The following is a 25,883-nucleotide window of genomic DNA, read 5'->3' on the forward strand; positions in this document are numbered from 1 at the left end:
ACTAAGATTGGTTTGTAGTGAGGACTTTAGTCCGGATTTGGAGAGGACTAAAGTCCTCACTACAAACCTTTTGTATTGCGGGTAATTGAGCGGACACGATTTTACATCTCGATCATTATCAGGTTAAATTGCCAAATAATCAAGGCGGCTGCACTGTTCTAACGATCGTACTAAGATTGGTTTGTAGTGAGGACTTTAGTCCGGATTTGGAGAGGACTAAAGTCCTCACTACAAACCTTTTGTATTGCGGGTAATTGAGCGGACACGATTTTACATCTCGATCATTATCAGGTTAAATTGCCAAATAATCAAGGCGGCTGCACTGTTCTAATTTCGTTTCAGTTAAAGGCAATTTGCTTTCTGCTACTTTTTCCTGTTCTCTGTTCAACCAAATTGCTTTTAAGCCTGCGGATTTGGCACCGCAATAATCGGCTTTGAAGCTGTCGCCGATATGCCAGACATTCTCGGCTGTGCAGTTGTGCTTTTGTAAAGCTGCGGTGAAAATTTCCGGCTGGGGTTTGGCTGCACCAACTTCGGTGGAAATTGTGACTGATGTGAAATATTCTGCTAAATTGAGGGCTTTTAATACTGGATAAAGTCGCGAATCGAAATTCGAGACTACTGCTAATTCGATTCCTTGTTGCTGCCATTTATTTAATGCTGGGAATACGTCGGGATAGACGAACCAAGGTTCGGGGGTGGCAAAATGAGCGTAGAGTTCGGCAAAAAATTTGGGAAAGTCTGAAAATTGATTGAAAACGCCTGCTATTTGAAAAGCTTTTGCCGAAACTGCTAGCCACCACTCAAATTCTAGTTGGGGAATTTTTGCTTCTTCGATTCCTGGAAATGTCATCGGATTTGCTGAGGCGAAGCTTTGGTAAAATGCTGTATTTAAGTCTTTACTATTAACTGTTACTCCGAAGTTTTTGGCTAGTTTTGCGTAGACTTCGCCGACGCTACCGCGAACGTAAAATAGTGTGCCTGCTGCATCTAAAAAGATAATTTTTGTCATTGGTTAGAATAAATTTGAAAACGAGTAATAGAAGACCGGGCGAAGGTCATTCGCGCCTACACAAACACTCACGTGCCTCCGCAGGTTCAAGAATCAGAATAAAACCGGGCGAAGGTCATTCGCGTCTACACAAACACTCACCTGCCTCCGCAGGTTGAAGAATCAGAATCAGACCGGGCGAAGGTCATTAAGTTATTTTTTTTAGTCCGCGGAGGCGGACATCGTTTGTGTAGACGCGAATTCTATTCGCCGTCTTATCTATTACTTTTTCAGCAACTCCTGAATCGGCTTGCTAATCCAGTTGAAACCAACTTTTAGTTGGTGGTCAAATGTTGGCATTCGATAGAGATAGGCTAGGCGGCGAGCAATGTGTGCTAGTTGTCCGTCGAGTTTGATTCCTAAGCCGGAGAGGGTGGCTTCGTCTATTCCTAATGTCATCATTTCTCCTAGCGGCTGGTACCGGAAAGGTAGCAAAGGTCGATCGCTCAACGAGGCCCATATGTTCCAGGCGGTGTAGTCAGCTTGTTGGAATGCTGTTTGCGCTGTGGATGGGATTTTTTGACCTGTTGCGTCGTGACATTCGGCTAAGTCTCCCAAGGCAAATATGTCTGGATGGTCGATGATTTGCATCTGGGAGTTAACTATTAATTGACCGCGGTGGTTTTGTTTCAGGGGGAGCGATCGCACTGCTTGACTAACTTGGGTTCCTACTGTCCACAATACTATGTCTACGGGAAGAACATCTAATTGTCCTTTGTAGAGCAAGGATATGGTGTGGGATTCGATCGCCTCTACTGCTGTTTCTAAGTCGATCCAGACTTTGCGTTTTTCTAATGCTTTGTTGGCGGCTTCGCGGTTGAACTCGGGTGATGTCCGCAAAATCGTGTCGCCTTGCTCGATTAATCGGACGCGACCTTTGTCTCCGAGTCGATCGGCTAATTTACAAGCTAATTCTACTCCCGAATAACCGGCGCCGACGATCGCAATCCTAATTTTGTCGGGGTTGCTAGCTTCGAGAAACCGCAGTCTTTCTTCCAAGCGGTAGGCGTCGTCGAGGCTGCGGAAGGAATAAGCGTATTCAACGGCTCCTTTTACCATATCTAGGGGTGTTTCGCCACCTAAAGCTAATACTAGGCGATCGCACGGAATTTCTGGCCCGTCGTGCAACTGCACTCGCTTGGACTCCACGTCGATGCCGGAGACTGTGCCTTGACAAAAGCGCACGCCTGTGTTTTGTAGGAGTTCGGCAAAGGGCGGGGCGATTTCCCAGGTTTGGAGTTCGCCGGTGAGGAGCTCGTAGAGTAGGGGAACGAACAGGAAGCGATCGCGACGGTCAACTAGGACTATTTCGGGTTTTTCGGTTTTGGAGAAGGGTAACTGACTCAAGCGGAGGGCTGTGTGGAGTCCGCCGAAGCCTCCGCCGAGAATGCAAATCCGGGGTTGTTGTTGAGTCATGGTTTTTGTTTGAGGGCGATCGGTAGCAAGGCAACTTATCTTATTGTAACGAGAGTGGAGGATTGGGGGAGCGGGAGAGTCGGGGATTGCAGGATTGGGGGAGTTGGAGAATTGGAAAAATTTTCCCCGAACATCCATCCGTTACATCCGTTATACAATCCCTTGCCGAACTGCCTTCTGCCTTCTACATAATATCCTTGATTAGCTCTGCCTATTAGTCGCCCTCAAATTTTTTGAATGTTCGGACAAGTAATTTTGTACTATATTAGTTGATAGCGTATTATTTCGCCAATTAAATTCACTTTTTATATAGGCATCTACTCTAACACTTGCCCCCGCAGTCACAAGTGAAAAAATCATGCAAATTTCCTCGAATTCTTCTAAATTTAAGAATGGCGATCGCCATAACGAAGACAGCTCATCTTTGTTAAGCAGCGAAGAACGATATAAAAATTTAGTAGCTAATATTCCCGGTGCTGTATACCGCTGCAACTGCGACTGGACGGGGCCCGACGGCGAATTAATACGGACAATGGCGTTTTTGAGCGAGGCTGTTCAAGAAATATCTGGCTATCCATCCTCTGATTTTATCAACGATCGCGTCCGTTCTTTTGCGAGCATTATCCATCCTCAAGACCGAAAAAACATGGAGGATGCTCTCAAAAAAAGTGTAGCAACTAGAACTCCGTATATCCTGGAATACCGCATTTTCCGGGCTGACGGCGAAATTAGCTGGGTTTACGAAAAAGGACAAGCTGTTTGTGGCGAGGGGGATGAGGCTAGAGAAAGACAAGAGGAACAAGAAGAAATTGAGGAATTTTTGTCGGGTGTAGTTTCGTCGGTTTCGCCGATCGCAAATTCTCCGTATCAGGTTGTCTATCTCGACGGAGTGATTTTGGATATTACTGAGCGCAAGCGCGCTGAGGAAAAGCTGCGAAACACTCAAGATTTTCTGAATGCGGTACTGCAAAATCTGCCGGTTAGCGTCTTTATTAAAGATGCGGTGGAAAAAAGATTTATTTATTGGAATACTGCTAGCGAAGAATTGTTTGGCTATTCGAGCGACGAAGTGCTGGGAAATAATGCTGCTGACTTGTTGGAAGCCGATCAGGCAAATTATTTCCAAGCACAAGATATAGAAGTATTTGCCACGGGAAAAGAGGTTGATATACCAGAAGAAATCATCCAACTTCCGCGCCGGGGAAAACGGATTTTGCACACAAAAAAAGTTCCTTTGTTTGACGCTGATGGCGCGCCTAAGTACATTCTGGGTATTTCTCAAGATATTACCGAAAGCAAAAAAACTGAAACAGAATTGTCGCGCTTGGCCATCGTAGCTCAAAAAACGCAAAATGGTGTGATTATTACTGATGCTCAAGGCTGCATTGAATGGGTGAATGAAGCATTTACTCGGATTAGCGGTTACGTGTTAGAAGAAATGCTGGGAAAAAAACCGGGTGATGTGCTGCAAGGCCCTCAAACAGATCCGTTAACTATTGCTGAACTGCGATCGGCTTTGGATACAGGCGAGCCGTTTAATCAGGAAATTTACAATTACAGGAAGGATGGAAAGGGTTATTGGGTGGCGCTTTCGATCGCCCCGATTTATCGAGAAACCGGGGAACTTGAAGGTTTTATTGCGGTGGAAACTGATATTACCGATCGCAAACAAGCTACTGAATCTGTCAGGGAAAGCGAGAGTTATTACCGCTGCATCGTCGAAACTGCTTCGGAGGGCGTTTGGATGTTTGACGCCGACAGCAGCACGACTTTTGCGAACGGTCGGATGGCCGAAATGCTGGGGTATACTGTGGAGGAAATGCTGGGGCGATCGCTATTTGAGTTTATCGATGACGAGGCTCGGGAAATAGCCGAAAGTTATGTAGAGCGCAGGCGGCAAGGCATTCGCGAACGCCACGATTTTCAGTTTACCCGCAAAGATGGCTCTCACTTGTGGGCGATCGTCTCAGCGACACCAATGTTCGACGCTGAGGGCGAATTTGCCGGGGTTTTGCGGATGATTACCGATATTAGCGATCGCAAACAAGCCGAAGCAGAATTGCGCCAAACTCTCCAAGAATTAGAATTTGAAAAATTTGCCTTAGATCAATCGGCAATTGTCTCAAATACCAACGAATTCGGCGTTATTACCTACGTCAACGATCAATTCTGCGAACTGTTTAAATATTCTCGGGAAGAATTGAACGGCAAAACCCACAAACTTGTCAATTCCGGCTATCACCCAACTGATTTTTTCAAGCAGCTTTGGTCAACAATCCGCCAGGGAAATGTTTGGCGGGGAGAAATGAAAAATCAAGCTAAAGACGGCAGATTATTCTGGTTGGATACTACGATTGTACCTTTCTTAAATTCTCGGGGAGAACCCCATCAATATGTAGCAATTCGCAAAAATATTACCGATCGCAAACAAGCCGAAGAAGCAGTGCGGCTTTCCGAAAGTCAATTGAGGACTAAAAATGAAGAATTAGCGAAAGCCCTGCGGGACGTGCATAAAACTCAAAGCATGATGGTTCAAAATGAAAAAATGGTAAGTTTGGGGCAATTAGTAGCTGGCGTCGCTCACGAAATCAACAATCCAGTTAGCTTCATTTACGGCAACGTCATGCACGCTGACGATTACTTTCAAGACTTGCTAAAAATGCTGAAACTTTACCAGTGCGAATACCCGGAACCAACAGAGGCAATTCGAGAAGAAATAGACGATCTAGATTTGAAATTTCTGCTCAAAGATTTGCCAAAGCTATTAAGTTCAATGAAAATGGGAGCCGAGCGAATTCGCCAGATTGTGCTGTCACTGAAGAATTTCTCGCGATTGGATGAAGCAGAACAAAAACAGGTGGACATTCACGAAGGGATTGACAGCACTTTGTTGATTTTGCAGCACAGGTTGAAAGAAACAGCAGGACATCCGAAAATTACGCTGGTTAAAGAGTTCGGCAATTTGCCCCGCTTACAGTGTTATGCAGGACAGTTGAATCAGGTATTTATGAATATTATTGGCAATGCAATTGATGCTTTGGAAGAGGCAATGGAAACCGGAAAGTGGGGCGACGGGGAACAGGCGCCTATTCCTTATTGTCCTTCGCCGACGCTGCGGATTTGTACTGAGGTAAAATACGAACAGGCTGCTGTTTGTGCTGATTCTATTCGCCGTCCTTCTCATATTGTGATTCGGATTGCTGACAACGGGCCGGGGATTCCGATAGATGTTCACCAAAGGCTGTTCGATCCGTTTTTTACTACGAAAGAACCGGGAAAAGGTACTGGTTTGGGGCTGTCTATCAGCTATCAAATTGTGGTGGAAAAGCACGGCGGGCGGCTGAAGTGCAATTCTGCACCGGGTCAAGGTACGGAATTTGCGATCGAGATTCCTGTAGTCATTAGTCAGTAGTCATTAGTCATTAGTCATTAGTCATTAGTCATTAGTCATTAGTCATTAGTCAAGAGTGCGAGGCGAAGGGTGCATCTCATTTTTAACAATATACTTGTAGGGGCGAAGCATTTCGGCAGTAGATCTCTGATTATCACTCATGAATTATGTGCCGAAATGCTTCGCCCTTGCTAAAACCAGATGCACCCTCATTAGTTATTAGTTACTTCCAATTACCAATGCCCAATGCCCCATGCCCCATGCCCCATTACCAATGAACTATAACGTAATTTACGACGGCAATTGCAATCTCTGTGTCACATTAGTGCAGTTACTTGAAAATCTAGATCGAGGCGAGAACTTTGAGTATATTTCCATGCAAGATTTAGAGGGATTAAAGCGGTTTAATATAACTGCTGAGGATTGCGAAATGGGGATGATTTTGATAGATAAGAATAATCCCGAAAAACGCTGGCAAGGTAGCGATGCAGCCGAGGAAATCGGGCGGATATTGCCTGCTGGCGAGGTGTTTGTGGCAGCTTACCGCGCAATGCCGGGGATGAAGTGGATGGGCGATCGCCTGTACGAACAAGTGCGCGATAACCGCTATACTTTGTTTGGCAAGCGATCGACAACTTACAAATCGGCTTATCCAGTGGGCTGTAGGTCGATCGACAATTGCGACACTCAAGACTTAAAATCAGGTTCGTAGTAAGGACTTCAGTCCTCTCCATCTGTGGTTCGTAGTAAGGACTTCAGTCCTCTGCATCTGTGGTTCGTAGTAAGGACTTCAGTCCTCTGCATCTGTGGTTCGTAGTGAGGACTTCAGTCCTCTCCATCTGTGGTTCGTAGTAAGGACTTCAGTCCTCTGCATCTGTGGTTCGTAGTAAGGACTTCAGTCCTCTCCATCTGTGGTTCGTAGTAAGGACTTCAGTCCTCTGCATCTGTGGTTCGTAGTGAGGACTTCAGTCCTCTCCATCTGTGGTTCGTAGTAAGGACTTCAGTCCTCTCCATCTGTGGTTCGTAGTGAGGACTTCAGTCCTCTCCATCTGTGGTTCGTAGTAAGGACTTCAGTCCTCTCCATCTGTGGAGAATTTAATTCAAGAAGGACTAAAGTCCTCACTACAAACCTGATTTATAATGAGTCATTAACCGGGAATTAATATCAGCCATTAAACAAACCAAATATCTCGCGGCAAAAGTGTTTGAGCTTTTCGGCTGATTCCGCAGCGGGCTCAGTTTCACCCACAAAACCCCAATTTTCCACGGTAGAAAAGCGCCACTGTTGACCAGTATGATCGTAACCTGCCGCCTCAACCCCGATCGCCCGCCGAGATCCTTCGACCGGATCTTGGTAAAATCGGATTTGGATCAAGATACTGCGGCTTTGCAACAAGCGACTTCTACCGGGAAAATGGAAGCCAATATCGATCGACTCAGGATCGACAAGTTCTCTGGTATCATGGTCATTCATCCAAGGTTTCAAATCGACTTTCACATCCGGAAATTCCGACTTAAATAAATTAACAACCGCAGCAATTTTGCTAGCTAATTCTATATTTCTGGCTTGTTCGGCAGCGTTCACTCGAAATACTCCTATCAAATACAGTTATTACACATTTAGTTAACAATGTAACTGCATATTACCTGCTTTAAACGGTAAACTGTGGACTATTTGATAGATTACAGTTCGCGATTGCACGGCTGGCCAGAAACCGGGTTTTTTTACGAAAAGACGTGTTACAGCCGACAATTCAGGTAAAAACCCGGTTTCTTTGGTATTCATGCGTCCAATCTGCTAAATTTTCCCAGGTTGAATGAATTTTAGTCGATCGGCACTGCGATCGCAAATTCCGTACCTGCGGCCAACACAGATATGCCCTATGTAGTGGCGATGCGTCACAATCCTTTGTTGAAAGCGACTCACTGTGCGATTATTGGGTCGTGGCTGGCGTGAAAATGCAGGTGATTGGTGCGAGTCATGCGGAAATTGGTACATTTGCCTTTTGGGATTTTAAAATCCCAAAAACCTTTCGATCCAACTTATTTGCTCGCTACCCCTTGACTTTTCAAGACAGGAACTACAGTATTTTGGGATGTTTATTGAACACCAATAAACTTGTGAGTTTGCAAAGACAACCTGTAACTCGGATGCTGTTTCAATAACTCCAAAATCATCGGAATTGCCCGCTCGCGCTTTTCCCACTCCGGCTGCAAATATACAGGAATATTCACATTATCAGCCAAATATTTTGTGTAAAAATCAACTTCTTCGCCAGTGCTAACCACCAACTTAATTTCATTAGCTCTCGTCCAGAAACGCTCTTGCACCGGATAGTGAGGATTGACGTGTTCTTTAGGAGAAAGAGTAATCCAAGCCAGCGGCGAAATATCCTGCCAGTAAGCGCCCGAAGTTTCAATATTCACCTGTTTGTCAGTTGCTAACAAAGCTCGCACTAACTCCGGCAAATTCTGGTGAATAAAAGGTTCGCCACCACTAATGACAACCCTCGGAGACTGCAATTGATCTAGCAATTGTGCGATCGACTGTGGCACCGATGGCAAACCTTTGCCACCATTTCCGTAGCCTGTATCGCACCAAGGACACCGCACAGGACAACCAGCTAATCTGATAAAATCAACTAAAGTCCCCGTCCAATAACCTTCACCTTGAACCGTACACTGAAAAGTTTCATGAATCGGTAATTTTATTTGTAAATTCGATCCCTGCATTTTACCTCAAACTAATTAATAATACTTGTTATAGCCTTTCTTAGATAGGTGAGGTACGTTGTTGGGCTTCAGCCCTCTTATCTTTATTATGTATTAAGCAACGTCGCATCAAAAAATCCATTTACAGTCATACCTCATCTTTCTGGTAAATCCTATACTACTTTTAGTAAGTGTAATTTGTCATCAGTAATTGATATAGTCCTGGATGCACGGGTAGGCAGAAACCGGGTTTTTTATGCAAATACTGTATCGCAGCCTTTAATACAGATAACCACCCGGTTTCGAGGAGTCTTAATGCAGTTCCCAGCCGCTTGAACTATTTAATTCTGTTCTTCAGGTGCCATCATCGTAGCCCAGCGGCGTTTCAGGGCCAAACTCAACCCGTCACCAATGGGAACAACACTGAGTGTTATTCTCGGATCGTTACGCAACTTGTCGTTGAAACTACGAAGGGCGAGGGTACTTGTGTCTTGTGCTTCAGGATCCGCAACTCGTCCAGACCACAGAACGTTGTCAATTACAATTAAACCGCCATTCCGCACCAGTTGGAGCGATCGCTCAAAATAAGCCTCATAATTTTCTTTATCGGCGTCGATGAAGGCAAAATCAAAGGTTCCGGCTTGTCCCTCGGCTATGAGTTTGTCGAGAGTGTTTAGTGCTGGGCCCAAATGCAAAGAAATTTTGTTAGCCACACCCGCAGCTTCCCAATACCGTCGCGCGATCGAAGTATATTCCTCGCTGACATCGCAAGCAATAATTTTACCGTTAGAAGGCAGTGCTAAAGCTACACATAGCGAGCTATAACCAGTAAAAACTCCAATTTCTAAGGTTTTTGTCGCTCCCATAAGCTGCACGAGCATCTCCATAAACTGCCCTTGTTCGGGAGCTATTTGCATCATACCCATAGGATGCTTAGCAGTTTCTTTCCGCAGTGAAGCAAGAATATCTGGTTCCCGCAAAGAAATAGATAACAGATAATCGTAAAGTTGATTTTCTAGGCCAAGAGTTGAGTTCGCCATCGGTTTGTCCTTGCTGCTGACTTTTGATTTTACGTGGTATACGTGCAGTTATTGGAAATTGCAGACGGTAGAGTGAATTTTGGCACCTATTTTGCTGTCATTTCTCTCAGGGTAAGAGTATCGCCGTCTCGCTTGCAAGAATCTGGTAACTTGCTCTCACGGGCGATCGACCTCCCAATCAGTTTATCTCAGCTATAGGTGATTTAGTCGCCCAGGAAAAGAAAAGAGAACAAAAGGATGGTTTTGAGATTGCTGCATTCCTTGCGCTGCGTAACACTGTGAGTAATGCCAGCTTAACAAAATAATCTAACAGTCGGCAAGTTGCCAACCGATATACAATTAGTCATTCCTCATCTTAACTCTCCAACTTGTAGGAGCGGGACTTGTTCTGAGCGTAGCCTTTCATGAAGTCGAATAATCTCCAATGTCAAATGGTACAATCTGGGGAGGACATGACTTCATCTTGACAACTAATAGCCAATCAATAATCATTTATAATTTGCGCGAGGCTCACACAAATAAAGTTTAATATAACTCTTATTGATGGCTTCTTGCCTGTCTATTTTTCAGAAATCAAACAAGCGCGTGGCAATCCTTCTGTCCGGAGTATTACTAATAACTAATAATCCGAATAGACAGGGACATTTTTCTAAGTGTCACAGTATATTTATCCACACCTCAACGGCAGCATCTCATTTTTGTAAAAAGCCTTTTTTCTTTGAGTGCTGTCCCCGCTCGCGTGCTATACAAAGCACGCGAGCGGGGACAGCACTACTACAAAGGCAAAACAGAGATACACCCCACCTCAACCACCTACCCACAATCAAAACAACATTCTCCTCTTGAAGCAGAGCAAGTATTTTGGTGACCAAACCAGGTTTTTGGCAGCCTTTGCCCTGGAATGTTACTAATCACTAACGAACCAGGAGCGCTCTGACAATTTCTTAACTGTCACAGTTGATTGCTCGACACCTAAACAAGTTATCCACAATCAAAATAACATTTCACAAAGGCAATTGGTATGTATTATAATTTTGCAGGTTTCGGTACTGGTACTGGCCTGTTGTTACTGTTAATTTTTGCTATTTTACAATGGCTGCACGTCCCCGCCGGCAGTTTTATAGATTGGGTAATTGCCATTGCTATTTTTGAATGGCTGTTGTTGATAGTTACAGTTCCTTGGAATATCCATTTTGAAGCTAAGGAAGTTTTAGCACAAGGCGCAGAATCTAGTAAAAAAAATATTGCTGTCGATTCCGAACAACTAAAATACGTTACTGTATTAGCTAGCCGATCGCTCTGGGTGGCGATCGCCCTTCACCTGGTTAGCGCGATCGCACTTTATGCCCTATCCGCCACCGGCATTAGTGCTGTTGGCTATCTCAGTTCCGGTGCAGCACTGCTTTTAACTATACTGCGTCCGGCTATCCGAGGTTATCAGTATTTAGCCCAGCGGCTGACAACCATCCGCAGCGAATTTTTCCACCCCCGCGAAGATATTCTCGAACTCCGCAACCGCTTTGCAGAATTAGAATCTACAGTCAAAAATTTGACCGATCAATTAAATTCAGACGATGAAACTTCTTGGGCTGCTATCCAAGAGCGGCAGCAACGGGCTACCAGGATAGAATTAACTAATTTAGCCGCATCTCTAGAAAATTTGCGATCGACAAATCAGGCAGAACACACTAAACTGGCAAGAGATGCCGAAAGTGCGATCGCCCAACTCACCGATGACGGACAATTTCTCAACCACGTCCGCGAAATCATCCGCTTCTTCAAAGAATCGTAAGACAGTTGACAGTTGACAGTTGACAGTTGACAGTTGTCAGTTGTCAGTTGTCAGTTGTCAGTTGTCAGTTGTCAGTTGTCAGTTGTTAGTTGTTAGCAGTGCTGTCCCCGCTCGCGAACCTCAAACGTCAAACCTCATTTAGTTTCCAATTCCCAATTTCCAATTCCCAATTCCCAATTCCCAATTCCCAATTCCCAATTCCCAATTCCCAATTCCCAATTCCCAATTCCCAATTCCCAATGCCCAATGCCCAATGCCCAATGACCAATTCCCTACCTTTAGATAGATGTCAGAGGCTCGCAAACTGTGAAAGTTTTAATTAAAAGAGAAGTTTATCAGTCTTGAGGAAGACTCAATAAATGTATTTTACATTACAGCAAGTTGCACAAAACTATAACCAAAGATAGTTAGTGAATGAGTTAGCTTAGGCTTAATATTTAAACATAAGCCAAAGACATTTTTGAAAAAATAACTCAGGAATAAATCATGACTACTAGCAAATCAACACCGACCGACGAACAAATCGAAGCTAATATGGAAGCCCCCCATTATGACAGGGGCATTACTCCTGCTGAGACAGCAGCGCGGCAAGAACGCGAAGGCTCTAACTTCATGCACACAACCACTGAAGCGAAGCAGCAAAGCGCCAAAACCGACGACCAAACCGATGACGAAAGCATTCATACTACAGATGGTTATACAGTAGACAAGGAAGGTCTGGTTAACAATTACGCGATCGAACCCGAAATGTACATCAACGAACCGGGCGATTTGAGAGCAAAAGAGGAAGCCGAAGCCGCAGAACGCGCTCAAATTCTCGCAGAAATCAAAGATAAAAAAGGTGAGGAAGGAAAACTGACCATGGATGAAGACACCCGCGGCAAAGGCCCAGGAATGATCTAGGTTGTCTGGTTGGTAGTTGCGCTTCTGCGGGCGAGGTTTTCAACAGTTGACAGTTGTAGGGGCGGTGCCCCGTGCCCGCCCTCTTCATTTTGATAGTAACCTCTACCTAGAAGGAAAAGGATTGGAATAATGAATAGTCTGATTTTAATTTCTCCCTCAAACGGAGAGGCTTTCAAGCAATTCTTTCTGGTAACTGCAAAGCCAAGAGGCAGGTTTTTCTAGATACGGGAATTGTCGAGCTTTCCGGTAAAACCCGCCTCTATTTTGTTTTCGACTTCTGTTGAGACGATCGCTAATAACTTATGTACGGTCATGCTTCGCCGTCTTCAAAAGTGATATGCACCCAATTAATCAAGCCCTCACATTCTCCCTCAACCAATTAAACTTTGCTTGAGCTAGCGCCAAATTTTCCAGGACGTTCGGATTAATATCCTCCCGATCCAATTCCTCCTGCTCCAATTCTATATTGCGACCGTATTCTATATGTCGGATCGTACCGCGCATCCTGTCTGCCAGACACAGCGAAATTCCATAATAAAATCGGGAAGCAAAACCCATATCGTGTTGAAGTTTTACGACTAGCTGCCTTCGGGGAATTACCAACAAGTGAGTTTCTTCTATTGCCATCACCGTGGCCAAAGGAGGGCGTGCGTCAATGAAAGAAACTTCTCCCACAAGTTCTCCGCTACCTATTTTAGCGAGTTCTTTGCTCTGCTCAGCCTCGATCCAAACGCTCATACTCCCCTTCAAAACAATGTAGAGAGCATCGTGCTGTCTCCCTTCATGGATCAAAATCTCGCCCGGTTCGAGAATTTCTTTTTTCCCTTTTTGAACGATCCAGTCGATATCGTCATTATTTAACTGGCTCAAAATAAAAAGCGCTTTTTTTCTACTGCTGTCGGCCATAACTTTAGCTCCCGATCGCTTATTTATATTAAATTTAGAGGGCGCGCGGTTGCAACTTCTTCCGAAGCAGTCACTGCTCGCTGAATACAGTTTTTTTATCCTGCCTAACTGCTTGGCAAAATCCTATTAGGGCAGACCTTCCTAATAACAGATGAACCAGACTGAATGATAATCTCTCAATATTAGCATTTGTTGAACAATCTTTTTAAAATCGAATCGATCGGCATTCCCAAAAATCCTGCTTCATCTCCGTCTTAAAACCAACTCGGTTCTCCCCCACAGCATGGTTGCGGCAGGGGGCGCGGGAGACTAACGCTCCGCGCCCTATCTGGTATATCGCTAAATCGATCGCAAATCAGGATAACCAGCCAACATATCATCAGCAGTCAGAGTGTCGCCGTTAGCTTGAGGAGTCCACAGCACCTCAACCGCCAGCAACTGCTCGCTCGATACTCCCCCAATTTGGCGCAAAGCTTGGCGCAAATCTTCAGAGTTTTTCACTGTCGGCAATTGCAATTTGCCCTGAGTACCGACAATCACCGTCACTACAATAAACTCACCCGGTTCAGAATTCAAATCAGAACCAACTAGGGCGCCGTTTTCCTGCAAAGCTGGCAGGTTATTGCTGCTCCCTGCTTGCCGGAGCTGGTTGTTATAATTCGAGAGCGTTTCTTCAGTAAACTTACTGCGTTCTGCCAAAGAAAACTGGTTAAATTTAGCTTCGGCTGCTTCCAAGCGAGTTTGCACAGAGTCAGCGCCCGCGTAAACCCAGTATTCAGGATGCCGCAACATCGCCAGAGTAGATTCTTGCAGCACTTGAGCGCGGCCGGCCGCCGTATCGGTATTCGCTTTGCGTGCTAGCGAGTCGAGTTCGGCTTGCAAACCGCGGGCTTCTGCTAGCAAACCAACTTGCAAGCGGGCCACAGATACCGTGGTAGTAGGCGCGCTGTTGCCGAGTTCGTCAGTTGAAGCCCCGGCGCGGCGGAAGCTTTGCACCAGGAAATTCGCGATCGAAATAAAAATCAAAATCGAAAACAGGCCACCAAATCCGCCCCCAAAGCCAAAAAACGGCAGCAAAAAGGGGAATCCGAAACCGCCACCAAAGCCACCTCGGTAGCCGCCGGGGTAGTAACCCCCTCCAGACGGTGCGTAAGTGCTACTAGGAGACGAGTAACTACGCGTCGGAGCCCTAAAAGATCCGCCCCCCATCCGTCCTCCGCTGCGAGCAGCCAGGGCTCCGTCAGCGTTACCGAGGGCTAGCGTCAGTACCAGACCGATCGCAAATAGTGATTTCAAAAGCGGTTTGATCTTTGAAATTAGTTGCTTGTACATAAGACCGTTACTATTCGATACACTTATAATTTACAGTCAATCTTCGCTTATGGGCAGCCCGGTTGCAGGTGTGCAGCGTGCGAGATATCCGTACCAATCCCTCCCAGCACCAGTCAGAGAAGGAGAAAGACCAAATAGTAGAGTCCAACTCAAGAATCCTCCCGATTCATCGGTGGGGAGTATCACAATCCTATCTACTGTCCAAAATTCCCTTATTCTCATCCGGCACAAATTCCGTCACCACTTGGCCGCCAGCACCGTCACCTTTGACAATCACAGTTTGATTTTTCAACTCTCCCGCCGCCCTCGGCCCAGTCAAATTAAACACCGGATTTAATTGCTTGTAAACCACATTTCCTTCGGCGTCGAAGGTCTGGTTGCTTAAATACCACGTTACGCGATCGGTATTTAATTGAGATTCACGTTTCTCCCCGATTCCTACCACATTTCCCGTCAAATAAAAAATCTTTTTATCTAAATCTCCCCGCCCCGTATCCCCCGTCATCGTCACCTTTTCCACGCGGTGAAAAAGCTTGACAGGCCCGGGCGATATCACAGATTGAGCCGGAAAATTCCAACTCATCAAACTGCTTTCTATTTGCAGGGGCGGGTCTGATGGCATCAATTGAGCGTTTTGGGTTAGCGTGGCAATTTTGGTTTTTAAGTCTACATCTACCTTGTCGGCAAAACCGCTGTCTGTTACTTTTTTATCTTTATATCTGTCAAGTTGAGTCGGTTGGTCGCTGTGTACCTTTTGTTGCTCCACAAACCAAACTAAATGTTCGGTTCGCAATTGCAAAACTGGATCTTTAACATTCGCCACCACAGATCCGAATAACTCCATCCTCTTAGCCCTGCTGAAAACCCGCGCTTCCTTCGCTGAAGCACTCACCTGTTTGTTCTGTCCAGTCAAATTATTGCGAATAACTAAAACATCTTCCTTCGGGCGCCACTCCAACTCATTGCCTCGCAATACAACGCCGTTTTTCAGATCGGTAGCGACTATGTTACCTTTGAGAAAAACCTGATTTCCTTCCTGAAATACCTGCCCGGTTTCTCCCTGAATATCGTAAATTTCTTTGCCGTCCTGAAACAATTTGCCCACAGGTTTCTGAACGTTAACTATTTTTTGGTCTTTGCTGTAAACGGCGTTTTTTGAGTTTACTTTCCAGAACGTCTCACCCTTTTCGTTTGCTTGTTCTAGGGTTACTTTGTTCAAAGTTAAAGTGCTATTTGACTGCTGAGCTGTTTTGATATCCTCAGCTAATTTGTTCTTTTGAGTCTCTTGGGGAGCCGCACAAGCATTAATCCCCAAAATCAGTGCTGCTAACAATAGCGACATTAATTTTGGGGATTGGAAATTGGTAATTTGGGATTTGAGATTAATCATTGGTAATCGATAATTGGGCAAACAGGGCATTGGGCAAACAGGGCATTGGCCAAACAGGGCATTGATAATTGGTAATTGGCCAAACAGGGCATTGATAATTGGTAATTGGTAATTGGCTAATTAAAAACACTAATCAAAAATCTGTCATACTTGAGCTAAATTTTTAACTTCTAATTTTCAATTATTCAACCCATTCCCTATTCCCCATTCCCTATTCCCCATTCCCCATTCCCCATTCCCTATTCCCCATTCCCCATTCCCTAATTCCCCATTCTCCATTCCCTATCTGTCGTCGTGTTCGTCCATCAAGCTCAAACCCGACAACGGGCGGTAGGCATAATTAGGACGCGAAGTTTTTTGGATGTCGTCCTTAATCATTTCCAAATCGATATAGCGATCGGCTACATTAATCAAACTGTCGCTAGTCATCGATCGCAAACTCACCACCTCCACCCGTACACCGCGATAGCTCACAGCATCCACAGCATAGGCCAAATCACCGTCGCCGCTCACCAAAACAGCCGTGTCGTAGGAACCGACCAACGCCATCATGTCTACAGCGATTTCTACGTCCAAATTCGCCTTCTTAGAACCATCGGGTAACTGTACCAAATCCTTAGAAATCACGCGATAGCCGTTGCGGCGCATCCACAGCAAAAACCCCTGCTGTTTCTCGTTAGTGCGATCGACACCCGTGTAGAAAAAAGAGCGCAACAGCCGCGAGCCCGCAGTTAAACGACACAATAGTTTAGTGTAATCAATCTCAATTCCCAATTGCAAAGCCGCGTAAAAAAGATTAGACCCGTCAATAAAAATTGCCACTCGACCGCGATTTTCCAGAACCTGTTCCGGCGTAAAAAGGTCGTTGCTTTCTATTCTATTCAACATGATTGTTATGCCTCAAATTTTATGAAAGATTGGTAAGGAAATTAAGTGCTAATTCATAATCTGTCATAGCACCCCGATCGCTAGCTGCCGACTATGACGCTACTGTTTCCAGTAGTTCCAGCCGCTTAAACACTGGTTGGGGTTCCCCCAGAGTTTGGTTTGCAGGCAAAGCGCCCCAGGTAGCATGAGCTACAAAAGTCGCTAAACTGTTAACTGCAACACGATCGTTAAAGTCAATTGAAAAACCTAGCTGCTGATAGATAGCGTTGCTGATATTTGGAATAATCGGCGATAAAAGGTAAGATGCTAGTCTAACAGATTCCAGAACAGAATATAGCACTTCTTGGAGACTTTCGAGCTGTCCTTGCTTGTACAAAGTCCAAGGTGCTTGTACGTCAATAAACTTGTTACCGGCTCGAACTAATGCAAGCACAGCTTCGCAAGCCTTGCTAAAAGCTAACTCTTCGTAAAAACCCGCCACTCGATCGCCCAAATCCAGGCTCATACCCTTGAGAAGGTTGTCGCCGGAAATACTTTCCCCAGACACATTTGGCACGCAGCCACCGCAATATTTGCGAGCCATGTTTAAGGTGCGGTTAAGCAAATTTCCCAGATCGTTTGCTAGCTCAGCATTCAATATATTGATAAACCGAGTTTCGTTAAAATCGCCGTCTTCTCCGAACTCAATTTCTTTAAGGAAATAGTAACGAACTGCATCAGCGCCGTATTTATTGACCAATTCGACCGGGTTTAAAGTATTTCCCTCCGTTTTTCCCATTTTTTTGCCGTCTTTGGTCAAAAAACCGTGAGCGAAGACGCGGCCAGGTACGGACATACCGGCGGACATCAGCATTGCCGGCCAATAAACTGCGTGGAAGCGGAGAATATCTTTGCCGATCAAGTGCAGGTCAATCGGCCACCATTTAGATAAAGCATTCTCTAACAATGGGTCGCTGTCCGGATCGAGCAGAGCCGTGATGTATCCCAGTAAAGCGTCAAACCAGACGTAAATGGTGTGGCCCGGATCGACTGGTATCGGCAGGCCCCATTCCAGATTCACCCGAGAAATCGAAAAGTCTTGGAGTCCAGAGTTGACGAAGCTGAGCACTTCGTTACGCCGACTTTCCGGCGCGATAAAGTCGGGACGTTCTGCGTACAATGCCAGCAGTTGGTCTTGATAGCGCGACAGGCGAAAAAAGTAATTTTCTTCGTCGCGCCACTCCACTTCTTTGCTGGTGTGGACGGAACAGCGATTTCCGGGGAGCAAATCGCGTTCATCTTTGAATTCTTCGCAGGAGACGCAGTACCAGCCTTGTTGCTGGTTCAAGTAGATATCGCCGGAGTTCCAGACGCGCTGGAAAAATTCTTTGACAATGTACTCGTGGCGTCTCGAAGTTGTGCGGATAAAGCGATCGTACTGGATAGAGAGTTGCTCCCACAGCGCCTCAAACCCGGGAACTACTAAATCGCAGTGAGCTTGGGGCGATCGTCCCAAACTGCTTGCCGTGCGCTGAATTTTCTGCCCGTGCTCGTCGGTTCCGGTAACCAACAACACTGATTTGCCCCGCAGCCGCTCAAATCGGGCTAGGGCATCGGCTGCCATAGTCGTGTAAGCGCTGCCAACGTGAGGCAAATCATTGACATAATACAGAGGCGTTGTTATGGCAAAGGTATTTTTAGTTATATCGGTCGATTTCATTGAATGGTAAAAGAAAATTCCCTAAATTTAATTTCGATCTTAACTCAGCGCTTCAATCTTTTCTGGAGTGGCAATCAAGCCAAAATTGCTGCAACTTGTGGGCAATTGTTTAACCCGGGCTATTCCCAAAAGAAATATAGCTTTCCTCTCAAGACTAATCTTTTTTAGATCTTTTTGACGAAGTCTCTAAAATGTCTTAAGATTTTGATATTTTGCTGCCTTGGGGCCCCATAAAAGTGCAGATCCCGGGTCTTCAATTCATTTCTCGCAGGCACTATCCCGGAGTGCGGGGGATCGCCGACTGGATTTGCAGCAAAACTCCTCGAAACGCCTGCTGAAAGCAACCGAGCGACTGGCACTCCCCCAGCGCTGCCTGTAAATGGGCGATCGGGGCTCACTCGCTATGTCAAATCCGATCGCCCGCAACTCCTGCCAGTTTCCGAGCCACTCCTAGACGCAGCAATCGGGTTGTTTGCGAAAATCTCTAGTGAAGCGCGATGCTTTGGTTTCTTGACCCAGCAAGAGCCGGAAACCAAATGTTTATTGACAAAAAAAATGTTTTTTTTAATGTTGCCACTACATCCGGCAAACAAAATTAAACCCCAAGCTAGTTAGGCTTGGGGCTATCTAAATTATGGTCTATATAACAATATATTATCCTTCCGGAAAATTCACTCGATTTCCGCCAATAGCTTCGGACAAATAATCCGCCGCAGCTTCCACCACCGCGATCGCATTTTCGTAAACCATCCGCGTCGGCCCCAAAACCCCAACACTACCCACCGGCATCGATCCCCGTCGGTAAGTCGAAGAAATCAGAGTACATCCCCGAATTGGTTCTAACGAATTTTCTGAACCAATACGCACGGTTACCCGTTTCCCAGGCGAGTCCAAATCAGGCGATTCAAAAATCAAAGGCCAAAGCAGTTCCTGTTCTTGTTCGAGCAGTTGCACCAGGGTTTGAACTTGCTGCAACTGCGAAAACTCTGGCAAGCGCAGCGCTTCTGCCAAACCGCCGATCAGAATCCGCGTGTAGGCTGGATTGCTTTGACGGCTGCTCAATGCAGCCAGCATGGTTTCCATCCACTCCGCGTAAAGTTCAAAGTCTCGGTCTAACTCGCTCCAGTCTACAGCGGATAGTTCCGAGAGCGATCGTCCCCGTAACTTGCTGTTCAAAAAATTTGACAAAATCTGCAATTCGCGATCGACAATTTCAACATCCGGCCAATTACCTTCTGCGCCCTTCGGCAACTGTACTAACACCGAGTGAGTTTCGTAGGCATCCGTCACCACGATCAGCATCACCTTACCCGCCTCTAGCTGCACCAGTTGCAAGTGTCGCAAGCAAGCCATATTGGTTTGCGGTATGGTAATCATGGCAATATAACCGCTGATCGTTGCCAGAATTTTAGCAGCGCCGCGGAGTGCCCCATCCATGCGACCATCCGACCAATTGAGTTGATCCAGTACCTGTTCCACCTTACGGGCAAGCGTATCAGACGGCTGAATCAACTGGTCTACATAAATTCTGTAGCCGGAGTCAGAGGGGACTCGTCCGGCAGAAGTGTGGGGCTGATATAGCAGTCCAGCTTTTTCAAGAGTCCCCATCGCATTGCGAATGGTAGCTGGGCTGACGCTGAGGTTGTATTCGTCAACCAAAGCTTTTGAGCCAACGGGTTCCGCTGTTGCTATGTAGTGGCGAACCGTTGCCCAAAGGATGTGTTGTTGCCGATCGGTGAGGTTAACGCGCACAAATAATATTTAAGCAGAGTAAGAATTTAGAGTTGAAAGCCATTGAAAACCTTTGTCCGAAAAGGGCGATCGGGCAGAGTTCTTTACTTAAGATAACAGATTTAGGCGAAGGAAGAAGTCAGTGGTTATTGGTTATTGGTTATTGGTTATTCGTTATTCGTTATTGGTTATTCGTTATTCGTTATTCGTTATTGGTCAATACTCCGGACAGTTTTTTGAACTATTCTATAAGGCTTTCAGAGCTTGCAGTTTAAGGCTTGAGCCTTTTATTGAAAGTTAGCTTGAGCCCTAACTTTGAATAAAAAGATCCCACCCAGGGCGGGATATGGGTTTGAGCCTCAAAACCTGCCCAAATTCTGTCCGGAGTATTGATTGGTTATTCGTTATTGGTTATTCGTTATTGGTTATTCGTTATTCGTTATTGGTTGCCAATAACCTCCCATGCCCGATGCCCTGTTTGCCCGATGCCCCATGCCCCATGCCCTGGGAAGGCCGATGCCCGATGCCCTGGGAAGGCCGATGCCCCATGCCCCCATGCCCCATGCCCTGGGAAGGCCGATGCCCTCTAATCATGTTCTTTCAGAATATTTTGCAGGTAACTAGCCACTGCATCTGGCTGTTCCACCATTGCCAAATGGCCGCAATCGGGAAGCTGAAGTACATTTTCGCCACAACCTTGGAACATCCAGTGAAAGCTAGCCAAATGCAGCACGTATTTTGGTTCCATAATTTTGTCTTTAGTGCCTGCAATAAAATACACAGGCTGCTTGAGTCGGGACACTATTTGTGGCAACAGGTGAATCTCGGCTTCTGTGGTGGATTCCAACAAAGCCCCCAAAGCTGCATCTGGATGGGCTGCCACGAAATCTCTCAAGCGCTGCCGTCCCCACGATCGCCCGATCGAGCGATCGACAGAATCGCGGGCAAACACCAAATCTGCTAGTGGCAAATGAGGCAGCCAGCGGGGACGCATTTTTACTAGCTGTGTGCCGACGGCTCGAAATCGCTCGAATTCTTCCTTTAGATAGATGCCGCCGCCTGCATTAATACAGGTAACACCTTTAATACGATCGCACAATTGGCTGGCTCCCCAAAGAGCGATCGTACCGCCGAGAGAGTGTCCCACCAGCCAAGCACTAGAAATATCCAGTTTTTTGAGTAAAATTTCCAAATCGCGAGCGTAGGCTGCGGGAGTGTAGGAACTTAGCGATTCTCCTCGCTCGCGACTATCATCGCCGTCGGATTGAGAATCCCCAAACCCTCGCAAATCGTAAGTCAGGCACTGATAGCTGGGTGCCAAGCGATCTGTCAGAGGTTGCCAGTAGCGGCGGCTTAACAGCCAGCCGTGGACAAATACCAGAACCGGGGAAGTAGGAGTGGGAGCCGTCAAATCGCAAGCGTGCCGAACCCCTAGGATGTCGATGGTTGCCATAATTTTATCCTATCGCGAAATCAACACAGAGGGATCGGCTGTTACTGGAGGGCGATCGGCTCAGTTTAACTTTCTCTGGATGAATATCAGGTTTTGAGCAAAAACCCAGTTTCTGAACGCAAGAGAAATGCAAGTCGGAAGCAGAAATCACAAAGAAGTAATAAAATCAAGGGTTTCAGGAATTAAGAACGTCCTTAAGCTCGATCTGATAGCTCCAAACGTTGTTGTGAGAAACCGGCTTTCACCAGCGTCAGGCGCTATTCCTAAAACCGCTCGCCCAACAATCTTTGTCGTACTCCCTCAGCGATTTTCTGCCCCAGATACTCAGGAATCAAACTTTCATTGGGGCCCAACAAATAGAGAATCAAGCGAGTTCGCCCCCGCCAAACCAATAAATTTGCATTTACCACCAACAAATCCTCTTGCCAGATGGCATACATAACTTTGTAAAAAAGTCCAGGCTGGTTATCTGCTTCAATCAACAAAGCCGGCAAGTGGAAAACCGGATCGACGTAAAATTCAGTAGCCACATCCTCCAAACCCGCGTCTAAATTAAATTCCACAGCCAACATCTCTTCCACCTCAAAATGCCCCGCCAAGGCCTCTCGAACCGCCCTACAGACGTTTTCTGCGGTTTTATCTGCCAGTACCTTGCCACCGCGAGATACCACCAATTTGATAAATACCAGCATCGGCGGGTAAATTTGACCGTAGAGACTGAGACTGTGAATCGTGAGCCCGTAGGCAGCCAGCACACCGAAAATGTCGCTCAGTAGAAAAGACTGATTCCGGTAAGCAAAATGCAGGGCACTTTTGTTACCTTCGGCTCTAATTTCGATGACTGCTTGCCGAGTTTTGTAAAGTTGGTAAGCTAATTTGAGGTTTTGCAGTTGGATTTCGCTGCTGACAAATTGCTCGTAAAACTGTGGAAACGCTCGGTTAAAGCGCTTGAGAAGTTCTAGTGTAGATGGTTTTAAACCCGAAGCCATAATTGAGGGGAAGGTGCGGGAGATATACTAGGTATTGACTGATACATTTACGCGACACTTGCCCGGCTATTAGCGGACAAAGTAACGAGAGCACTATCACCCTCATAGGAGATAGAGGCGGTATCCCGCAAAGCTTTCAGTAATATACCAAAAGCGCCATTGTAATCTCGTGGGATTGAACAGCCACATTCAGGACAAGTAAACACTTTAGAACCACCTAGCTTTTGATGTACGTGACCGCAATGGGTACAAGTTTTAGACGTGTATTCTTCAGTGACATCAATCACATTGACATTTCTAACATTTGCCTGATGTTTGATGGTTTGTTTGAATCTGTAATGCGCCCATGTCAACATGGCTCGCTTCAGTTTTTGAACGAATCTTTCTTCGTGCTTTGGCGACCATTTGGGAAGACTCAAAAGTCGGAAGAAATATGACTCTATAGTTGCTAGTTAAATAGCAAGCGGTTTGTTTTTGGCATTCGTCTACTAAATTACGAATGCGTATTCTCATACGGTGAGCCGCTTGTCTCATCCGTTTTCGGCGCTGTTTCGTAGCTTGAGACATTCGGCTCATTAGGTTATCTAGGTGTTGACAGAGACGAGCTATTCGACCCATGTCACCACCTCCAAACTCAAGGAATTTATTGCCATCAAACCCGGTTGTCCCGTAATGTCCGGCAAATTTGTTATTTAGTTAGTCCTCCCATGCCTTATGGCAATGGGATTTTCGATTTGACGATTCGACTTAAATTTCGCCCGCCTCCTCACTAACAACAAAAATCAAGTCTGTCTGGGAATATCTAACTAGAATGTCACGGTTGTGCCATTCCATTAGCATTTTCCACCAAGTATATGAGTTCCGACGCGATCGGCGGTACTCAAAAGAAGCAATTCCTAAAATGCCTCTGTCCTGGTTGGGCAACAAATTTTACCTTAACACTGGGTTGTCCTGGCACAGGCTAGGAGAACAGTTCTACCAAACTTGACGAGAAGCAAAAAAGCACAGAGTCAATATTGGACGACAAATCCCTGTTTTCGGCGTAAGATGAGTGTACCGTAAACTGTTCCTCAAGAGGCTACCCGCAGTTCATCCCACGCCGATCGGAGTGGGTTTATCTATCGGGTTCTCTTTCACATCGTCCAACTTCTACTACCTTAACCGCGCCTGCATGGGTTTTTGGAAAAACTTATTTAGTAGTTCTGAGTCTGCCTCTGTACCCCAAACAGCGGAATTTGAGGAAGATGTGGCTCTTGGGTTAGGCGATCCGCTTTCCCCAATGTTTCGCAAACCCGCCAGCGGCAACGCTCGCATCTTTTTTAGTTGCGATCGGGACATTGACCTCTACGAACTCGAAGAACTTTGTAATGCAGTGGGTTGGTCCCGCCGTCCCCTGCGTAAAGTCAAAAAAGCTATTGTGCACAGCTTTCTAGTCGTCTCTATGTGGGAGATACGGGGCAGCCAGCGACGGCTGGTCGGTTTCGCCAGAGCGACTTCAGACCATGCTTTTAATGCCACCCTTTGGGATGTGGTAGTTCATCCTGATTACCAGGGTAAAGGCATGGGCAAGGCACTGATGAAATACATCATTAAAAAACTCCGCAGTGAAGACATCAGCAACATTACCTTATTTGCTGACCCTCAGGTGGTGGATTTTTACCGAAATTTGGGCTTTATGTCCGATCCAGAGGGCATTAAAGGTATGTTTTGGTATCCAGATTAGCTCGTCCGGTGGAGGTCAGCATTGATTTGTTGAATAAATCGAATATTCAAGCTGCCAAATACCTCACAAGCCTGTGGGCTGCGGTCAGTTACGCTTTTATGTATCCCCGCAGCTTGTCAAGCCCCACAACCTTAAAAAAACTTCGACGTAGCTGCATCGAAAGCTAAAATAAAAAAAAGCTTGACAAGCAGGTGGTTTTCTGCGTTAATGGTTAAGAGATAGCCAATACACCGGGATGTAGCGCAGCTTGGTAGCGCGCCTGCTTTGGGAGCAGGATGTCGCAGGTTCAAATCCTGTCATCCCGATCGCACAATTTTAAATAATAGATTCAAGCACAAGCTGCGGCTGAGGTTTGCACTTGTTCAAAATGCCAACCGATTGAGGTAGTTTTTGCCGATCGTGTCAAGGAGCCAGTCTTTGCGTTAATGTGTTTCAGAATCGCTCGGGAGTGGAAAAACATGAAATCATTAGTTCGTTTAGGCGCAATATTGGGTATTGTGGGCTGCACTCTGCTCGGCCCCTCGCCCATTGCCAACAAGATGTCTGCACTCGCATTGCCAGTGCCACAAGTTGTAGAAAAGCTACGCCCGGTGCCGGTATTTACGATTACAGACGATCGGGATGCGTTCTTCATCACTTCTGTTCCCAAGCAAGGTCAGGGTCAAACTGGTAATGCTTCGGTAGCCAGAATTTTCATCAGCCAGAAAGATGCTCAAGCTTTTGTCGATCAACTGAAAACGGCAAATTCTCAATTGGCGGCGTCGGCGCGCGTGACACCCGTGTCACTGGGAGAAATTTATCGGTTGGCTCAAGAAAATAAAGGCAAGCCGGATCAGGTGCTGTTTGCTTTTATTCCGGCAGCGCAGCAGGTACAGTCGGCGAAAACTGTACTTCAGCAGACTGGGCAACAAGTTAGCGAGTTAAACGGTGTACCTCTGTTTGTGGCGAGAGGTGGCCCGGAAAATGGTTATTTGACGATTCAACGGGGCGGTAAAGAAGAGCTTCCTCTGTTTTTTAATAAGGAGGACTTGCAGGAAATGATCGAGCGTTTTAAGCAACAGCAGCCAAATGTGACTGCCACAATCAAGATTGAGGTAGTGAACTTGGAGAGGATTTTGGAAGCTTTGGGTACTGAAAATGACCCGTCTTTGAGCCAAATGATTTTAATTCCGTCGCGGGAATCAATAGAATATGTGCGATCGCGTCAACCGGCTGGTGCTGGCCAAAATCAACAGCCGGCGGCATCTCCAGCTCCAGCTCGACCGGCGGCATCTCCAGCTCCAGCTCGACCGGCTCCAGCCCCAGCTCGACCGGCTCGCTAATAGTCATTGGTCATTGGTCAGTAGTGCGAGATCATATAGCTCACGAACGTTATTAATCATTAGTGCTGTCCCCGCTCGCGAATGTCATTAGTCATTAGTTAGAGACAGGATTGGGAACATCTCAGTTGTGATTTTATAGTGCGAG

25 protein-coding genes and 1 tRNA gene are annotated in these 25,883 nt (G+C 46.1%); 8 read left to right on the top strand and 18 right to left on the bottom strand.

The window, feature by feature from the left end:
* Window positions 1-292 precede the first annotated feature (292 nt).
* Together QZ918_RS13445 and QZ918_RS13450 are read right to left on the bottom strand one after the other, a co-directional pair.
* A complete protein-coding gene (locus tag QZ918_RS13445) occupies window positions 293-1,012 on the bottom strand; it encodes an HAD-IA family hydrolase (RefSeq protein WP_293335815.1) in 720 nt (239 codons plus the stop codon).
* Between the two features lie 261 nt (window positions 1,013-1,273).
* Window positions 1,274-2,467 (bottom strand): NAD(P)/FAD-dependent oxidoreductase, encoded by a 1,194-nt coding sequence (locus QZ918_RS13450; RefSeq protein ID WP_293335818.1) that lies wholly within the window; start codon window positions 2,465-2,467, stop codon window positions 1,274-1,276.
* 358 nt (window positions 2,468-2,825) lie between these two features.
* Between QZ918_RS13450 and QZ918_RS13455 the strand changes: the two genes are divergently transcribed.
* Complete coding sequence (locus QZ918_RS13455) at window positions 2,826-5,879, top strand: PAS domain S-box protein (RefSeq protein ID WP_293335821.1); 3,054 nt, start codon at window positions 2,826-2,828, stop codon at window positions 5,877-5,879.
* A 253-nt stretch (window positions 5,880-6,132) separates the two neighbouring features.
* Window positions 6,133-6,570, top strand: a complete 438-nt coding sequence (locus QZ918_RS13460; protein WP_293335870.1) for a thiol-disulfide oxidoreductase DCC family protein — start codon at window positions 6,133-6,135, stop codon at window positions 6,568-6,570.
* Window positions 6,571-7,023: 453 nt separating this feature from the next.
* Here QZ918_RS13460 and QZ918_RS13465 read toward each other — a convergent pair whose 3' ends face one another.
* From QZ918_RS13465 to QZ918_RS13480, 4 genes are all read right to left on the bottom strand, one after another.
* Complete coding sequence (locus tag QZ918_RS13465; protein WP_293152002.1) at window positions 7,024-7,443, bottom strand: Tery_1686 family protein; 420 nt, start codon at window positions 7,441-7,443, stop codon at window positions 7,024-7,026.
* A gap of 213 nt (window positions 7,444-7,656) precedes the next feature.
* Entirely contained in the window at window positions 7,657-7,857 is a 201-nt protein-coding gene (locus QZ918_RS13470; protein ID WP_293335824.1) for a hypothetical protein, read from the bottom strand.
* A 101-nt stretch (window positions 7,858-7,958) separates the two neighbouring features.
* The gene (locus QZ918_RS13475; protein ID WP_293152005.1) at window positions 7,959-8,591 is read right to left on the bottom strand and encodes a 7-carboxy-7-deazaguanine synthase QueE; all 633 of its coding nucleotides are present in this window, start codon (window positions 8,589-8,591) and stop codon (window positions 7,959-7,961) included.
* Between the two features lie 320 nt (window positions 8,592-8,911).
* Window positions 8,912-9,610: a class I SAM-dependent methyltransferase gene (locus tag QZ918_RS13480; RefSeq protein WP_293335827.1), complete on the bottom strand. Its 699-nt coding sequence runs from the start codon at window positions 9,608-9,610 to the stop codon at window positions 8,912-8,914.
* Window positions 9,611-9,652: 42 nt separating this feature from the next.
* Between QZ918_RS13480 and QZ918_RS13485 the strand changes: the two genes are divergently transcribed.
* The gene (locus QZ918_RS13485; protein WP_293152011.1) at window positions 9,653-9,808 is read left to right on the top strand and encodes a hypothetical protein; all 156 of its coding nucleotides are present in this window, start codon (window positions 9,653-9,655) and stop codon (window positions 9,806-9,808) included.
* An 823-nt stretch (window positions 9,809-10,631) separates the two neighbouring features.
* Complete coding sequence (locus tag QZ918_RS13490) at window positions 10,632-11,402, top strand: SH3 domain-containing protein (RefSeq protein WP_293335830.1); 771 nt, start codon at window positions 10,632-10,634, stop codon at window positions 11,400-11,402.
* Between the two features lie 127 nt (window positions 11,403-11,529).
* Here QZ918_RS13490 and QZ918_RS13495 read toward each other — a convergent pair whose 3' ends face one another.
* Window positions 11,530-11,670, bottom strand: coding sequence for a hypothetical protein (locus QZ918_RS13495; protein WP_293335833.1), 141 nt, complete (start codon window positions 11,668-11,670; stop codon window positions 11,530-11,532).
* A 218-nt stretch (window positions 11,671-11,888) separates the two neighbouring features.
* Between QZ918_RS13495 and QZ918_RS13500 the strand changes: the two genes are divergently transcribed.
* Complete coding sequence (locus tag QZ918_RS13500) at window positions 11,889-12,305, top strand: hypothetical protein (RefSeq protein ID WP_293152017.1); 417 nt, start codon at window positions 11,889-11,891, stop codon at window positions 12,303-12,305.
* Here the strand turns inward: QZ918_RS13500 and QZ918_RS13505 are convergent.
* From QZ918_RS13505 to QZ918_RS13555, 11 genes are all read right to left on the bottom strand, one after another.
* On the bottom strand, window positions 12,302-12,481 hold the full coding sequence (locus QZ918_RS13505; protein ID WP_293335836.1) for a hypothetical protein: 180 nt from the start codon (window positions 12,479-12,481) through the stop codon (window positions 12,302-12,304). The genes QZ918_RS13500 and QZ918_RS13505 overlap by 4 nt on opposite strands.
* Before the next feature lie 175 nt (window positions 12,482-12,656).
* Window positions 12,657-13,211, bottom strand: coding sequence for a cyclic nucleotide-binding domain-containing protein (locus QZ918_RS13510; RefSeq protein WP_293152020.1), 555 nt, complete (start codon window positions 13,209-13,211; stop codon window positions 12,657-12,659).
* A gap of 339 nt (window positions 13,212-13,550) precedes the next feature.
* Window positions 13,551-14,543 (bottom strand): DUF1517 domain-containing protein, encoded by a 993-nt coding sequence (locus QZ918_RS13515; protein ID WP_293335839.1) that lies wholly within the window; start codon window positions 14,541-14,543, stop codon window positions 13,551-13,553.
* A gap of 190 nt (window positions 14,544-14,733) precedes the next feature.
* On the bottom strand, window positions 14,734-15,933 hold the full coding sequence (gene lptC / locus QZ918_RS13520; protein WP_293335842.1) for an LPS export ABC transporter periplasmic protein LptC: 1,200 nt from the start codon (window positions 15,931-15,933) through the stop codon (window positions 14,734-14,736).
* A 282-nt stretch (window positions 15,934-16,215) separates the two neighbouring features.
* A complete protein-coding gene (locus QZ918_RS13525) occupies window positions 16,216-16,821 on the bottom strand; it encodes a LabA-like NYN domain-containing protein (RefSeq protein ID WP_096831201.1) in 606 nt (201 codons plus the stop codon).
* A gap of 91 nt (window positions 16,822-16,912) precedes the next feature.
* Entirely contained in the window at window positions 16,913-18,520 is a 1,608-nt protein-coding gene (metG, locus tag QZ918_RS13530; RefSeq protein WP_293152027.1) for a methionine--tRNA ligase, read from the bottom strand.
* Window positions 18,521-19,174: 654 nt separating this feature from the next.
* Window positions 19,175-20,272, bottom strand: coding sequence for a heat-inducible transcriptional repressor HrcA (gene hrcA, locus QZ918_RS13535; RefSeq protein ID WP_293152031.1), 1,098 nt, complete (start codon window positions 20,270-20,272; stop codon window positions 19,175-19,177).
* 565 nt (window positions 20,273-20,837) lie between these two features.
* Complete coding sequence (locus tag QZ918_RS13540) at window positions 20,838-21,704, bottom strand: alpha/beta fold hydrolase (RefSeq protein ID WP_293335845.1); 867 nt, start codon at window positions 21,702-21,704, stop codon at window positions 20,838-20,840.
* Window positions 21,705-21,967: 263 nt separating this feature from the next.
* The gene (locus QZ918_RS13545) at window positions 21,968-22,693 is read right to left on the bottom strand and encodes a hypothetical protein (protein ID WP_006631881.1); all 726 of its coding nucleotides are present in this window, start codon (window positions 22,691-22,693) and stop codon (window positions 21,968-21,970) included.
* A 47-nt stretch (window positions 22,694-22,740) separates the two neighbouring features.
* Window positions 22,741-23,049: a zinc ribbon domain-containing protein gene (locus QZ918_RS13550; protein ID WP_293335872.1), complete on the bottom strand. Its 309-nt coding sequence runs from the start codon at window positions 23,047-23,049 to the stop codon at window positions 22,741-22,743.
* A gap of 391 nt (window positions 23,050-23,440) precedes the next feature.
* On the bottom strand, window positions 23,441-23,617 hold the full coding sequence (locus QZ918_RS13555; RefSeq protein WP_293152041.1) for a hypothetical protein: 177 nt from the start codon (window positions 23,615-23,617) through the stop codon (window positions 23,441-23,443).
* Between the two features lie 247 nt (window positions 23,618-23,864).
* Here QZ918_RS13555 and QZ918_RS13560 point away from each other — a divergent pair, with 247 nt between their 5' ends.
* From QZ918_RS13560 to QZ918_RS13570, 3 genes are all read left to right on the top strand, one after another.
* Window positions 23,865-24,416 carry a GNAT family N-acetyltransferase gene (locus QZ918_RS13560; protein ID WP_293152075.1) on the top strand — a complete coding sequence of 184 codons (552 nt, stop codon included), beginning with the start codon at window positions 23,865-23,867 and terminating at the stop codon, window positions 24,414-24,416.
* Between the two features lie 231 nt (window positions 24,417-24,647).
* A tRNA-Pro gene (locus QZ918_RS13565) sits at window positions 24,648-24,721 on the top strand.
* Window positions 24,722-24,874: 153 nt separating this feature from the next.
* On the top strand, window positions 24,875-25,738 hold the full coding sequence (locus QZ918_RS13570; protein WP_293335848.1) for a Tic22 family protein: 864 nt from the start codon (window positions 24,875-24,877) through the stop codon (window positions 25,736-25,738).
* Window positions 25,739-25,883: the final 145 nt, after the last annotated feature.

This window comes from Microcoleus sp. CAWBG58, from assembly GCF_020883045.1.
Classification (GTDB): domain Bacteria; phylum Cyanobacteriota; class Cyanobacteriia; order Cyanobacteriales; family Microcoleaceae; genus Microcoleus.

Coding starts and splice junctions, on each gene's coding strand:
- QZ918_RS13445 (WP_293335815.1), bottom strand. CDS start 1,012: ATGACAAAAATTATCTTTTTAGATGCAGCAGGCACACTATTTTACGTT.
- QZ918_RS13450 (WP_293335818.1), bottom strand. CDS start 2,467: ATGACTCAACAACAACCCCGGATTTGCATTCTCGGCGGAGGCTTCGGC.
- QZ918_RS13455 (WP_293335821.1), top strand. CDS start 2,826: ATGCAAATTTCCTCGAATTCTTCTAAATTTAAGAATGGCGATCGCCAT.
- QZ918_RS13460 (WP_293335870.1), top strand. CDS start 6,133: ATGAACTATAACGTAATTTACGACGGCAATTGCAATCTCTGTGTCACA.
- QZ918_RS13470 (WP_293335824.1), bottom strand. CDS start 7,857: ATGTACCAATTTCCGCATGACTCGCACCAATCACCTGCATTTTCACGC.
- QZ918_RS13475 (WP_293152005.1), bottom strand. CDS start 8,591: ATGCAGGGATCGAATTTACAAATAAAATTACCGATTCATGAAACTTTT.
- QZ918_RS13480 (WP_293335827.1), bottom strand. CDS start 9,610: ATGGCGAACTCAACTCTTGGCCTAGAAAATCAACTTTACGATTATCTG.
- QZ918_RS13490 (WP_293335830.1), top strand. CDS start 10,632: ATGTATTATAATTTTGCAGGTTTCGGTACTGGTACTGGCCTGTTGTTA.
- QZ918_RS13500 (WP_293152017.1), top strand. CDS start 11,889: ATGACTACTAGCAAATCAACACCGACCGACGAACAAATCGAAGCTAAT.
- QZ918_RS13510 (WP_293152020.1), bottom strand. CDS start 13,211: ATGGCCGACAGCAGTAGAAAAAAAGCGCTTTTTATTTTGAGCCAGTTA.
- QZ918_RS13515 (WP_293335839.1), bottom strand. CDS start 14,543: ATGTACAAGCAACTAATTTCAAAGATCAAACCGCTTTTGAAATCACTA.
- lptC (WP_293335842.1), bottom strand. CDS start 15,933: ATGATTAATCTCAAATCCCAAATTACCAATTTCCAATCCCCAAAATTA.
- QZ918_RS13525 (WP_096831201.1), bottom strand. CDS start 16,821: ATGTTGAATAGAATAGAAAGCAACGACCTTTTTACGCCGGAACAGGTT.
- metG (WP_293152027.1), bottom strand. CDS start 18,520: ATGAAATCGACCGATATAACTAAAAATACCTTTGCCATAACAACGCCT.
- QZ918_RS13540 (WP_293335845.1), bottom strand. CDS start 21,704: ATGGCAACCATCGACATCCTAGGGGTTCGGCACGCTTGCGATTTGACG.
- QZ918_RS13545 (WP_006631881.1), bottom strand. CDS start 22,693: ATGGCTTCGGGTTTAAAACCATCTACACTAGAACTTCTCAAGCGCTTT.
- QZ918_RS13550 (WP_293335872.1), bottom strand. CDS start 23,049: ATGTTGACATGGGCGCATTACAGATTCAAACAAACCATCAAACATCAG.
- QZ918_RS13560 (WP_293152075.1), top strand. CDS start 23,865: ATGGGTTTTTGGAAAAACTTATTTAGTAGTTCTGAGTCTGCCTCTGTA.
- QZ918_RS13570 (WP_293335848.1), top strand. CDS start 24,875: ATGAAATCATTAGTTCGTTTAGGCGCAATATTGGGTATTGTGGGCTGC.